General features: G+C 62.3%; 12 protein-coding genes and 1 pseudogene. 6 read left to right on the forward strand and 7 right to left on the reverse strand.

The genetic code is table 11. The annotated features are described in order from the left end of the window. Nucleotides 1–27: 27 nt before the first annotated feature. The 5 genes from ACP8LP_RS11515 to aat form a co-directional block, all read right to left on the reverse strand. Nucleotides 28–1,353: a DUF4921 family protein gene (locus ACP8LP_RS11515; protein WP_016666427.1), complete on the reverse strand. Its 1,326-nt coding sequence runs from the start codon at nt 1,351–1,353 to the stop codon at nt 28–30. After that, nucleotides 1,350–2,624, reverse strand: coding sequence for a serine--tRNA ligase (gene serS / locus ACP8LP_RS11520; protein ID WP_016666428.1), 1,275 nt, complete (start codon nt 2,622–2,624; stop codon nt 1,350–1,352). The genes ACP8LP_RS11515 and serS overlap by 4 nt, the downstream gene beginning before the upstream one ends. A 130-nt stretch (nt 2,625–2,754) precedes the next feature. Next, a complete protein-coding gene (locus tag ACP8LP_RS11525; protein ID WP_016666429.1) occupies nt 2,755–3,678 on the reverse strand; it encodes a DUF2382 domain-containing protein in 924 nt (307 codons plus the stop codon). Between the two features lie 194 nt (nt 3,679–3,872). Further along, nucleotides 3,873–4,802 carry a prephenate dehydratase gene (gene pheA / locus ACP8LP_RS11530; protein ID WP_016666430.1) on the reverse strand — a complete coding sequence of 310 codons (930 nt, stop codon included), beginning with the start codon at nt 4,800–4,802 and terminating at the stop codon, nt 3,873–3,875. A 44-nt stretch (nt 4,803–4,846) separates the two neighbouring features. Next, on the reverse strand, nt 4,847–5,578 hold the full coding sequence (aat, locus tag ACP8LP_RS11535) for a leucyl/phenylalanyl-tRNA--protein transferase (protein WP_016666431.1): 732 nt from the start codon (nt 5,576–5,578) through the stop codon (nt 4,847–4,849). 187 nt (nt 5,579–5,765) lie between these two features. Here aat and ACP8LP_RS11540 point away from each other — a divergent pair, with 187 nt between their 5' ends. The 6 genes and pseudogenes from ACP8LP_RS11540 (at nt 5,766) to ACP8LP_RS11565 (ending at nt 10,680) form a co-directional block, all read left to right on the forward strand. After that, nucleotides 5,766–6,716, forward strand: a complete 951-nt coding sequence (locus ACP8LP_RS11540) for a metal ABC transporter substrate-binding protein (RefSeq protein ID WP_021108059.1) — start codon at nt 5,766–5,768, stop codon at nt 6,714–6,716. A gap of 56 nt (nt 6,717–6,772) precedes the next feature. Further along, nucleotides 6,773–7,522, forward strand: coding sequence for a metal ABC transporter ATP-binding protein (locus ACP8LP_RS11545; RefSeq protein ID WP_016666433.1), 750 nt, complete (start codon nt 6,773–6,775; stop codon nt 7,520–7,522). Next, the gene (locus tag ACP8LP_RS11550) at nt 7,519–8,460 is read left to right on the forward strand and encodes a metal ABC transporter permease (RefSeq protein ID WP_016666434.1); all 942 of its coding nucleotides are present in this window, start codon (nt 7,519–7,521) and stop codon (nt 8,458–8,460) included. Before ACP8LP_RS11545 ends, ACP8LP_RS11550 begins: the two co-directional genes overlap by 4 nt. Before the next feature lies 1 nt (nt 8,461). After that, entirely contained in the window at nt 8,462–9,412 is a 951-nt protein-coding gene (locus ACP8LP_RS11555) for a metal ABC transporter permease (RefSeq protein ID WP_016666435.1), read from the forward strand. Between the two features lie 578 nt (nt 9,413–9,990). Continuing rightward, nucleotides 9,991–10,245: pseudogene (locus ACP8LP_RS11560) on the forward strand (siderophore-interacting protein); the annotation flags it as partial. Nucleotides 10,246–10,263: 18 nt separating this feature from the next. Continuing rightward, nucleotides 10,264–10,680, forward strand: coding sequence for a siderophore-interacting protein (locus ACP8LP_RS11565; RefSeq protein WP_235044068.1), 417 nt, complete (start codon nt 10,264–10,266; stop codon nt 10,678–10,680). A gap of 89 nt (nt 10,681–10,769) precedes the next feature. Here ACP8LP_RS11565 and ACP8LP_RS11570 read toward each other — a convergent pair whose 3' ends face one another. Then, on the reverse strand, nt 10,770–11,624 hold the full coding sequence (locus ACP8LP_RS11570; RefSeq protein ID WP_016666437.1) for an undecaprenyl-diphosphate phosphatase: 855 nt from the start codon (nt 11,622–11,624) through the stop codon (nt 10,770–10,772). A gap of 268 nt (nt 11,625–11,892) precedes the next feature. Next, nucleotides 11,893–12,417 (reverse strand): ferritin, encoded by a 525-nt coding sequence (locus ACP8LP_RS11575; RefSeq protein WP_016666438.1) that lies wholly within the window; start codon nt 12,415–12,417, stop codon nt 11,893–11,895. Nucleotides 12,418–12,558 lie beyond the last annotated feature (141 nt).

Raw genomic sequence — 12,558 nt, forward strand, 5'->3', positions numbered from 1 at the left:
CTACCCTCGATCATCGGGGAACCGACCTCAGTCGATCCGCCCTGCACGCAGCACCCCCGGCTCGATGTGACACTCCGCCCCGAGGTCCATCGGAGCAATTCGTCCGGCCGCCCGCGCCTCAAAGAGCTTCGGCAACAGCATCGCGGTCAGAGTCGTCGGTGAGATGGTGTTGACGTAAATCTTCGTCCCACCCTCGAACCCGGCCAGGGTAGAGATGCGCAACTTGAGGATGATCCGCCACGGCACCGGTACCCCGGTCCCTATCGGACGGTAATGCCACTCCTCATTGGCCGGCACATCATCGCTGACGGCCACGTGGGCGGCGTGCAACAGGTCCGACATGGCGTCAATCCCGTTATCGTCGACGCGCCACGGCTGGTCGGCGCGGCTCGTCGACCACACCTCGACCGAGGGGTACCTGTGACCAAAACCGACAGTCATGACAGCGCCCTCGTTACGGGCCAGCACCAGTCCGTGCTCGACAGCGAAATCTGGCCCCCAGCGATTGAAGATGCCCGGGTCTAGGACGGCCTTGGGAAGCACCGACTCGTTGTCGGCTCCCACCTCGTCAATGGCCACCAGCTGCTTGTGCAGATGATCGAATGACGCCCCGGCCGGCTTGAGCCAGTTCTGGAAGGCCACCACGTATCGGACGTGCTCGTTGTGTCGGTGCAGCTGGACCATCGAGTCGACGGTCAAGGCCATGAACGCCCGGTGCTCGTCGACGGTCAGGCTCGCCGATCCCGCGACGTCAGCCGTCGTCGTCCCCTCGTCGGTGTAGTGCCGCCTGGCGACGATGACGTCGTGTCCCCCGGCGAAGAAGGCCGCAGAGGCCTCCCGCAGCTCCTTAGGGCCGAGGTCCTCACCGCGCTGGTCCGACCCCATCGCCTTGAACTTGGCGTTGAGGACCGACCGAACATGGGCCTCTCCCCGCGGATTCGACAGGTATTCCTCCTGCCAGTCGCGCGAGGCCCGCGGAAGGTCCATTCCCCAGTTGAGTTGCCAGTACTGCCAGGACAGGATCTCGAAGAGATTGGGGATCCGTCGGAACTCCGGGACGGTGTCGTCGAGCTGATCAGCCGGGACACGGCGCATGAGGTCATGGCCCCGCACCAGACCGCCCTCCCGCTTCACCAACCGAGTCTTCTCCGGAGGGGTCGACAGCAGGTTGTCCGGGCAGAAGGTGCAGGCCGCCTGACGATCGTGCTGGGTCAGCTCCCGGGTCTGCGTGGCCGGTTTGCTCAGCGGGCGGGCCCCACGACCAGGCACCGTCCACACCTTCGTACCCGTGAACGGGTTGACCTGCTTGATGGTGCCGTCGGGCAGTTCCCGGTAGTACGGCCCGTCGCTCACTTCGGCGGCTCGATGAACTCACGCCCACCAAGATAGGGACGCAGCGCCTCGGGCACGCGCACCGAACCGTCAGCCTGTTGGTGGTTCTCCAGCAGCATGATGATGATGCGGGTCATCGCGCACAGGGTGCCGTTGAGGGTGGCCAGCGGTTCGACCCCGTCAGGTCCGCGATGGCGGATGGAGAGACGACGTGCCTGGAAGGTGGTGCAGTTCGAGGTCGAGGTGATCTCGCGGTAACGGCTCTGAGTCGGCAACCAGCCGTAGCAGTCGTACTTGCGAGCAGCCGAGAGGCCCAGGTCACCGGAGGCAACGTCGAGCACCTGGAACGGGATTTCCAGGGCCGAGATGAAGTCCTTCTCGAAGCTCAGCAGCTTCTCGTGCCAGCCCTCCGCCTCATCGGGCAGGCAGTAGACGAACATCTCGACCTTGTCGAACCAGTGGACGCGGAAGATGCCGCGGGTGTCCTTGCCGTAGGAGCCGGCCTCGCGTCGGTAGCACGGGGAGAAGGCGACGTAGCGCTTCGGGAGCTCGGCGTCGTCGAGGATCTCGTCGGAGTGGAACGCAGCCAGGGCAACCTCGGAGGTTCCCACCAGGTATTGGTCGTCCTTGGGCAGGTAGTAGACGTCGTCGGCGGCCTGGCCGAGGAACCCGGTTCCCTCCATCGCCGAGGGCTTGACGAGGGCCGGCGGGATCATCGGGGTGAATCCCCACTGCGCCGCCTTGGACATCGCCAGGTTCAGCAGGGCGAACTCCAGCTGGGCGCCGACGCCGGTGAGGACGTAGAAGCGGGAGCCGGCGATCTTGGTGCCTCGCTCCATGTCGATCGCGCCGAGGGACTCGCCGATCTCGAGATGGTCCTTGGGCTCGAATCCCTCCGCGACGAAGTCACGTGGGGTACTGACGGTCTCCTTGATGACTCCCTCGTCCTCGCCACCAGCGGGAACGTCGTCAATGACGATGTTGCCGAGGGTCTTGGCGAGTTCGATGAATTTGGCGTCAGCCTCGTCAGCGGCCTTCTTGAGGTCGGAGACCTCGCCGGCAATCGACTTGGTGCGAGCCAGCAACTCGGCCTTCTCGTCCCCGGACGCCTTGGCAATGCGTTTGCCCAGCCCCTTCTGTTCAGCACGCAGGTTCTCGTGGGCGGCGATGGCCTCACGGCGAGCCTCGTCAGCGGCGACGATGTCGTCGACGACCGAGGGATCCTCGCCGCGGGCGACCTGGGAGCGGCGAACGGCATCCGGATCCGTTCGCAGGAGCTTGGGATCGATCATGTCGCCGATCCTACCGGTCAGGAGCCTGCGAGGAGTTAGAGGCCAAGAGACGTGCAGGGCCCGGGTGATTCCACCCGGGCCCTGCCGACGTTGTCGTCAAGCGATCACGTCATCGCCTGAGTCCTCGACGTCACTTGTTCTTCGGCTGCTTGGCCTGATCGATGTCGATCTGCTCCTTGGCGACCTTGCCGGACACGGTCTGGGTGTCCTGAATGGTCTCCTTGCCGATCTTGATCTTCTCGGCGGCGACGGTCTCCTTGTCGATGGTCGGACGCTCCTCGTGGGTCACGATGTCCTGGGCACCCTCGGAAAGCTTGACGTCGTCACCGGCGACCTTCTCGTCGAGAGGAACGCGCTCGACGTGGATCTCCTCGCGCTCGACCGGAACCTCGACGGTCTCGGTGTCATGGACGATGTGCTTGCGGATGCGCACACGACCGGTCTCGACACGCTCCTTGCCAACGTTGAGGCGCTCCTCGTGGCGAACGACGGAGCCATCCTCGGCCACCGGGGACTTCTGGTCAGCAGTGGTCTGCGGCGTGGCGTCGGCAGCCTTTTCGGTCTTGGCGTCGGCAATACGATCACCGGAAACACCATTCCCAGCAACGCCCGGGTTGCCCTCCTTGTCGACGACCTTCTGGCCGGCAACGCCACCAGCAGCTCCACCGGACACACCGTTGCCCGCGTAACCCGGGTTGGCGTCCTTAGTGGTGTCCTTCTCTGAGGCGAAGGCATCGGAGTAGTAGCGGTACAGCTCGTCCGTCTCATCCTCGGAAAGGTGGCCGTCCGGGTCAACGTTCGGGGCGTCCTTCACCTTGTCCTTGGTGTAGGGAGCGCGGATCTCGTCACCAGAGGTCTCGAGGCCCTTGAACGGGACGAAGGTCTCGTTGCGTCCGAAGAGACCGGTCTTGACGGTCACCCAAGCCGGCTGGCCGGAGGCGTCGTCGAGGTAGACCTGACCGATCTCGCCAATCTTGTCACCAGACTGGTCAACAACGGTACGGTCGTAAAGAGCGTCGATATTGGCGTTCGTAGGCGTCTTGTCAGTCGGCATTCTCAAGTCCTTTCGTTTAGATTTCTACCAAATCCCATTCGGAGAGCCGAGCGGAATCGGTTGATGTCTTCAACGATACGAACCTGAGGGCCACAGTCAAGTCGGCTCATGTTGCGTTAATCGCATTTAACCAAAACTCTTGTTCTGGCAACCTAGATATGTTATGGTCCCTGACCGCGACGAGGAGGCATACGTCACCATTTCCCGATGACCCCCTGGAACCACTTCTCCGCCGCCAGGTAATCCTCATCACTGAAGCCGCGGATGACGTCAGGACCCTCAGGCGACGCAAACCCCCTTGTAGAGCCGTTTGGATAGGACCCGAGGAAGATCACCTGACGGCTGATCCGATACAACCCCTTGAGCGCAGCAGCCATCCTCTCATCCGCGACGTGGCCAATGGCATCAATGGAGAAGCAGTACTCACCGAGACGATCCTTGGTTGGCCTTGATTCAATTCTCGACAAATTAATTTTGCGGAAAGAGAACTGCTGCAGGATCTCCAACAAGGCACCTGGATGATCGCTCGGGGGAACGACGACAACAGTGGTGCGATCGTCCCCCGTCCGAGCAATCATCTGCCCACTTCTCGCAACCAAAATGAATCTCGTGACGGCATCCGGATTGTCCGCAATTCCCTGTGCCACAGCTGTCAATCCGTACATCGTTCCGGCAACTTCGGCGCAGACGGCGGCATCGAAGCGGGACCGTGGATCCGACACTTCCTTCGCCGCGGAGGCAGTCGACCCGCCCTGGGCGATTTCGGCGTGCTCCGGGAGGTTGGCGGCAAGCCAGTCCCGGCACTGATTCGCGGCATGAGGGTGGGTCACGACGTGACGGATCGACGCCAACGACGTCCCAGGCCGAACGTAAAGATTGAATTGCACCGGAATGACGACCTCGCGAACGATTTGCAAACCACCCAGGGCAGCGAGAGTGTCCAGGGTCGCGCTCACACCACCCTCGACGGAGTTCTCAATGGGAACCAACGACGCCTCGACGTCGCCGTCGACAACTCCCTGCAATGCGGCGCCAACCGTCGCATAGGGGCGAGCGTCGACGTGGCCGAGAGTCTTGAGTGCCTGATGGGTGAAAGTGCCTGCGGGGCCGAAATATCCGTACACGCCGTCAGACTATCCACGTGGTCATCACAGTGGCCCCGACTCCGTCAGGCGGGCACTTCTCGCAGCCGATCGAGGAGCTGGACGCCATCCCACGCCGAATCATCGGGGCTCGTCCACTGCGGAGCCGGACGATCCAGGGCGTCATCAAGAAGGTCAAGGTATTCCGCCCGGTCAACCTCGGTGACGCCGAGACTGGCCAGGTGCGGGGTGCTCCATTGCACGTCCAGCAATCTCGAACCGAGTTCACACACCAACCTCAACAGAGCAGTCTTGGAGGCGTCGCGCCCGTGTCGAGGGTCGTGGAACATCGATTCACCACTGAACAGTCCACCCACACTGACGCCATAGAGCCCGCCCACGAGGCGACCCTTGTCGTCCCAGGTTTCCACCGAATGGGCCCAGCCTCGCTCATGGAGGTAGCCATACGCCTCGATGACGCGGTCATCGATCCAGGCGTAGGGACGATCCGGGTCAGCGCATCGTGCGATGACGTCGCCAAAGGCGCGATCGACGGTCGTCGTCTGGTGCTTGGTCGTCTTGCGCAAACTGCGAGCGACCTTGAGATGACCGGGAAGCAGAACACCTCGATACATGGGAGACCACCACGCTGTCGCCCCCTGGAACTCCGGGGGCACCTCCTCGTCAGTGATGGGCATGGGAAAGACACCCTCATGGAGTGCCGCCAGCACCAGGTGGGGGCTGAGAGCCCCGGTGATCGCGATGAGGTCATCGTCAGGCCATTGATCCGGATCTCCGAAAAGCTCTGGAACCGTCACTGACCTGGCCTCCTGTCGTCGCGGGTCCATTGTCCACCCTCACCACGACATCGAGCGCGAACGACAACCGAGGCTCACCTGACAAACCCCCACCCCCAACTATTAGGTAAGGCTCACCTTTGCTAAGGTCTCGTCTGCTCATGTAAACGCACGAGCACACATCTCACACAATCTAGGAGCCAGGCTCATGAAGTCCTCCATCCTTCGATCGGCGGCTGCCGTCGTCGCAGCATTGACCATGGCCGCCGGCATCGGTGGCTGTTCCACCGAGAAGTCCGACTCTGGATCCGGCAATTCCAGCAAGAAGGCTCTCAACGTCGTTGCCTCCACCGGATACCTCGGAGACGCCGTCCACAACATCGCCCCTGACGCCAAGGTCAAGGTGCTCGTCAAGCCCGGCGGCGACCCCCACACCCAGGAGCTCTCCACCGGTGACATCGAGGCCATCGAGAAGGCCGACGCCGTGGTCTGGACCGGCCATGACATGGAACACCACATGATGGACCACTTCGACAAGCTCGGAAACAAGCAGGTCCCCGCCGCTGAGTCCATTCCCGAGTCCGATCTGCTCCCCTGGGAGGAGGACGGCAAAATCGAGGGCCACGACCCCCACGTGTGGAACTCCCCCGACAACTGGAAGTACGTCGTGACTGCCACCGCCAAGAAGCTGGGCGAGATCGACAAGACCAACGCTGACACCTACAAGAAGAACGGCGAGGCCTACAACAAGAAGATCGATGAGGGGAAGAAGAAGGCCGGCGAACTCTTCAACCAGATCCCCAAGGATCGCCGCATCCTTGTCACCGGTCACGACGCCTTCAACTACCTCGGCAAGACCTACGGCATCGAGATTCACGCCACCGATTTCGTCTCCTCGGAGTCCGAGATGAGCGCAGCTCAGATGGACAACCTCGCCAAGCTCATCGCCGACAAGAAGATCAAGACAATCTTCCAGGACAACCTCAAGAACCCTGAGGCCATCAAACACCTCAAGGAGGCCGTGGCCGCCAAGGGTGGATCCGTGACCGTTTCCGACAAGCCGCTGTACGCCGACTCCCTCGGCGAGAAGGCCCCGGTCGACACCTACCTGGGCGTCTTCCAGTACAACGCCGAAACGATCACCAACGCCCTCAAGTGAGCGCAACGGTGCCGCCCATGAGCAGGTGGGCGGCACCTGTCGACAAGGAGAAGCCAATGTCCTTACCCGAACCAGCAGCCCTCGAGGTTGACGACCTCACCGTCGCATACCAGGACAACATCGCTCTGTCCCACACCAGCCTCAGCTTGCCCACAGGTGAGGCCTTGGCCCTCCTTGGCCCCAATGGGGCTGGTAAGTCCACCCTCATGAAGGCCATTCTCGGACTCATCCCCACCCTTACCGGATCCGTCCAGATCTTTGGGAAGCCCCTCAACCAGATGCGTCGCCGCATCGGGTACATGCCGCAGGCCGCTGACGTCGACTGGGATTACCCGGCGACGGTGGGGGACGTCGTCGCTCAAGGAACCTTCGGGAGGCTCGGGTGGTTCAAACGTCCCGGAACTGCAGAGAAGCAGATCGTCCGGGAGTCGCTGGAGACCGTCGGCATTGCGAAATATGCCGACCGGCACATCACTGAGCTCTCCGGTGGACAGAAACAGCGGACCTTCATGGCACGCATCCTCGCCCAGCGTCCCGACTTCTTGTTCATGGACGAGCCCTTCGCCGGGGTCGACGCCGCCAGCGAGCGCACCCTGATGTCAGTTCTTGACATGCTCGTCTCGGAGGGGAAAACACTCGTCATCGTCCATCACAATCTCGCCAGTGTGGCCGACATCTGTACCTGGGCGTGCCTGCTGGCCGAGGGGAAGGTGGTCTCGGTCGGCCCTCTCGCCGAGGCCTTCACCACCGAGACGGTGCACACCGCCTACGGCATCAGCGACGACATCTTCACGGAGGCACGATGAGCGCCCTCGTTCTTGCCGAGATCGTGCCTGCCTCGGAGTTCTTCGGCAGCTACACCTACCGGACGATGCTCATCGGCACAGTCCTCATCGGATTGTTCTCTGGCGGGCTGGGGTGCCTGCTCTACCAGCGCAAGCAGTCCCTGTTGGCCGACGTCATCGGCCACTCCGCGATAGCCGGGGTCGTCGGAGCCTTCATGGTGTCGACAGCGGTGTTCAACGTCAACGGCCGCTCCATGGCCACCTTGACCATCGGCGCCGTCATCTCCTCAGCGCTCGCGGCCTTGCTGGCCAACGTCATCAGCGCCCACTCCCGGGTGAGTATCGACGCGGCGATGGCAATCTGCCTGGCACTTTTTTACGGCGGTGGCATGGTCGGGCTGCGCATCATCGCCCAGTCCACCCTGCCCAACCGTCAGGGGATCAACACCTACCTCTTCGGCAACGCGGCCACTCTGACGACTGAGGACAACATCGTCATCCTCATCTTCGGGCTCATCGCGGTCGGAGTAGCGGCATTCACCTGGCGTGGGCTGACACTTTTCATCTTCGATCCAGTCTTCGCGACGATGTCCGGATACTCCGGGCGGACCGTCTCGACGATTCTGTTCCTCGTGACGACGACATCCATCGTCATCGGGGTCAAGACCGTGGGACTCGTACTCATGATCGCCTTCGCCATCATGCCGGCGGCCGCAGCTCGGTTGTGGGTGCGACACATGCACACCATGATCGTCCTCGCCGCGATCCTGGGAGCGGTCTGCGGAGCTGCCGGCTCATACATGGCCGTGTGCATGGGCCGGGTGCCGACCGGACCGGTGATCGTCGTCGTGCTGTTCGTCGTGTTCGCCTTCTCGATGCTCTTTTCTCCGCATCGGTCACTGACCCAGATCCGGGTGTCGCGGCGCCGCGCACTGGCGGCACAGGCAGAGGGGAACTGACATGCCACTCATCACGTCCATCCTGCTGTTGGCCATCGTCACGGCTGTCACCTGCTCGGTGCCCGGGATCTTTCTCGTGCTGCGCCACCAGTCGATGCTCGTCGACGCGATGTCCCATGCGGTGCTGCCGGGTATCGCCATCGGAGCGCTGCTTTCAGGGTCATTGAACTCCCCGCTGCTGGTTGTCATCGCCACCCTCATGGGGTTGGTGGTCGTCATTGGTGCCGAGTGCCTGGCCCGCACCGGACTGGTCACCGGCGATGCCAACCAAGGGCTGATCTTCCCGATGCTGTTCTCCATCGGTGTGATCCTGCTGTCGACGGTGCTGACAGAGGTTCACATCGACGAGTCGACGATTCTCGCCGGCAACATCAACCTGCAGGCACTATCGGTGAATCACATCGTGTTCGGGACGATCGACATCGGCCCCATCACAATGTGGAAGGAGATCGTGGTGTGCGCCATTACCGCGATCGTCCTCTTCGCGATGCGGAGGGTGCTCGCGGTGGCGACCTTTGACCCGCAGCTTGCTCGCACCATGGGTCTGCCGGTCCGACTGACCAACGGAATCCTCATGTGTCTCATCGCCCTCACGGTGGTGGTGTGCTTCGACGCGGTGGGGTCGATCCTCGTCGTCGCACTCATGATTGCTCCGCCGGCCACCGCGCTCTTGATGGCGAAGACCCTGCGTCGGATGGTGGGGTGGACCATCGTCGTGGCGGTGGTTTCGGCCATTGTCGGATTCGAGCTGGCAAAGATCTGGGACCTGGCGACCTCGTCCATGATGTCGGCGGTCTCCGGTGTGGTGTTCCTGGTTGTGCTGGCCGGTACGAACATCGCGACGCGCATTCGACAGCGTTCCCTGGCCAAGAAACCAGCCCCGACCGAGGTTCATCCTCGCGACAGTCGGGCAGTGTCGACCAAGGCGGTCCCCGACGCTGTACTGTCCTGACGTCATGCCGGGCGACTGACGATCGTCGTCGGTTGCCCGGGTTGTTCGCACGAGCTGGTTACACGGGTCGGTTGCCCGAGCCCGTCGTGCTCGTCAATTGCCCAAGGTGGTCACGCCCACTGCCCGCACTCGTTGACTGCGCGGTAATTTTTGTCAGCCGAGGTCGAGGCCAGGCACTCCAGTGTTCCCTCCCCTATCTCGGCTGACATTTTTCGCACTTGGCAGCGAAGGAGCCGCTTTAGGAAGCAGGGATGCCTCGGGGCTGTGATCCTTGTCCGGGAGGACAGTCTTCGCACCTTCGGCAAGGCCCACGACGAACCATACTGGCCGAATTACACCTGTGTGAGTTGTCCCCAGTTGGTGGATAAACCTGTGGATAACTCCCGAGGAATGCCGGTGCCGGACCCCTGATGGCGGCCCCTCGCCCTGTGACACCGGACTCGCACATATTTGGCAACGTCATATTTTCGTAATTGATGTAGCCTGGCCGCATGGTCAAAGTCCAGCGTCTGGCGCGGGTCCGTGAGGTTCGCCACGACATCCCCAACGTCATCTCGATCGACTTCGAGCCGTGTGACATGCCGCCCATCACCTCGGTCGACGATCACGTCAAGATCGCCCTGCCGTCCGACGGGTCCAACCTCCGCACACCTATCAGCAATGACTCCTATCCTCTGCTGCGCACATACACCCGCCGCCGCTGGTCCGATGACGGGTCGTGGGGCATAGATGTCCTGCAGTTCGGGCCCGAGACCAAGGCGGACGCCCATGACGGCCCCGGATCCCAGTGGTCGAAAATCGTCGAGCCCGGGGACGAGGTTGCAGTGAGGGGGCCGGGAGGCCACTGGCAGATGCCTTCGGACCTCACCCACTTGCTCGCCGTCGCCGACGCGGTCGCTCTCCCAGCAGTGGCGAATACCCTCGCTGCCCTGCCGGAATCAGCCCGCGCCACCGTCGTCCTCGTCGACGGGCATCACCATTACCCCCTCCCCGAGAACGACCGCATCACGATCGTGCCGGCTCCCCGCGATCCCGTAGAAATTGTCGCCACCGTCCGAGGCCTTGCCCTACCCGACGACGTCCACACCTTCGTTCATGGAGAGGCCGCGATGGTCCGTCCCATGCGCCGTCATCTGCGCCTCGAGCGTGGACTGCCCAGGGAGAGGGTGCAGCTATCGGCCTACTGGTTCGCCGGGCGCGACGCTGACGGATGGCGCGCCATGAAGCAGGACTTCAACCGCTCGATGGAAGCTGAGTCGGGAGACTGAGGGAGGTTCACAACCTGGGTGATCTACGCACACAGCGTCGAGGGCCGACCTGCTTCAAGCAGGTCGGCCCTCGACGCGTCAGATAATGATCAGGCGGTGACCACGTTGGTCACGATGAGGCCAATCATGACGAGACCCACGACGATGCGATACCAGATGAAGCCGGTGAACTTGTTCGAGGAGACGAACTTCAGTAGCCATGCGATGGAGGCGTAAGCCACGATGAGGGAGACCACCGTCGCCAGAATCGTCGGCCCCCAACCAATCGCATTGCCGCCTCCGCTGCCGGTGGAAATGTCACTGGCGGCCGAGATGGTCTCGTAGATACCGGCAGCCACGAGCACCGGGATACCCATGAAGAACGACAGGCGAGTTGCGGTAGCGCGATCGAACTTGCGGAACAGACCGGCAGAAATCGTCGCGCCCGAACGGGAGATACCGGGAAACAGCGGAGCCAGTGCCTGGAAGCAGCCAATGACGGTGGCGTCGACGATGCCGACTTCCTTCATGCCACGGTCGAGGTCTGACTGACGGTCACCCAGCCACATCACGCCACTCCAGACGATGAGGGCAATGGCGACCACCCACAGGGAACTCAGGGTGTTCTCGATGGCGTCCTTGAACAACAGGCCAACGATGCCCACCGGAATCGAACCCAGGATGATGCCCCAACCGAGGGTGTAATCCGGATCGCTGCGGTCCTCCTTGTGGGCCAGACCTTTGCACCACGCGACGACGATGCGCACGATGTCAGACCAGAAGTAAATGATGGCGGCGATGATCGCGCCGACCTGGATGATCGCGGTGAAGGCAGTGATCCCGGCGCCCTGGATGTCGTACCCCAGCAGCTTTTCGACGATACGGAGATGGCCGGTGCTGGAGACAGGCAAGAACTCGGTGATGCCCTCGACAATGCCAAGGATGACGGCGTGCAGCCAGTTCACGGATGAAAACCTCTCGATTGGGGGTCGTGCGGATGCGGCAGGCGCTGATCCACGTCACTGCATCCGGGCTCACACCATAGACGGAGATACCGACAGTTCTGCTGTGCAAATACCCTGTCGCCTGACATCAATGACCGTGGTCGGGGCTGAGACATCCCACCTACGACCACGGTCGTCATGCGCACAACTTCCTCACAGTGGCGACCATAAGCTGTAACAGCATGGGCCCACGCGCATCATCATATCAAGCGGGCGAACCCCGCGTGACTTAACGCCATTCAGCGTTCTCGGTGGAATCCACATTGCGAGAGCCGAGCTCGGCGTCCAGCCGAAGCAGGCCTGGACCGTCGTCCCCGATGAGCTCGATCCGACCGACGATCTCGCCGACGGTCGACTCCTCCTCGATCTGCTCGTCAATGAACCAGTGGAGCAACGGAATGGCGTCGATGTCGCCGGCTGAGGTGCAGGAACGGTAGAGCTCACGGATGGCCTCGGAGACCTTCTCCTCATGGGCAAGGGCCGTCTGGAAGATCTCCAGCGGGGACAGACCGGGCTCGACCTCGGGAGCTTCGATGGTTCCGATGCGCGGGTGGTTTCCGCGATCGAGGACGTGGTCGATGAACTTGTTGGCGTGAACGATCTCTTCGTCCGCTTGGTGGCGTAGCCACGTGGCCACGCCGGAGAGGTCCTGGGCGTCGGCCTCGATGGCCAGCTGACGGTAAGTTATGTCAGCGGTGAGTTCGAGGGTGATCTGATCGTTGAAGGCCTTGACGATGTCATCGGACATGTTCATGTCTCGAGCCTACGAGGAGCACCCAAAAACTCCGGGGTGACGAAAAATGGCACCCCAGATGAAGGGGCATCACTGCTGTGAATCTCCCCCACCTGACGCGACAATTTTCGTGCTCACGGGTCACGCGGACTGGATGAATCG

The sequence above is a fragment of the Cutibacterium sp. LaCa_89 genome, assembly GCF_058177555.1.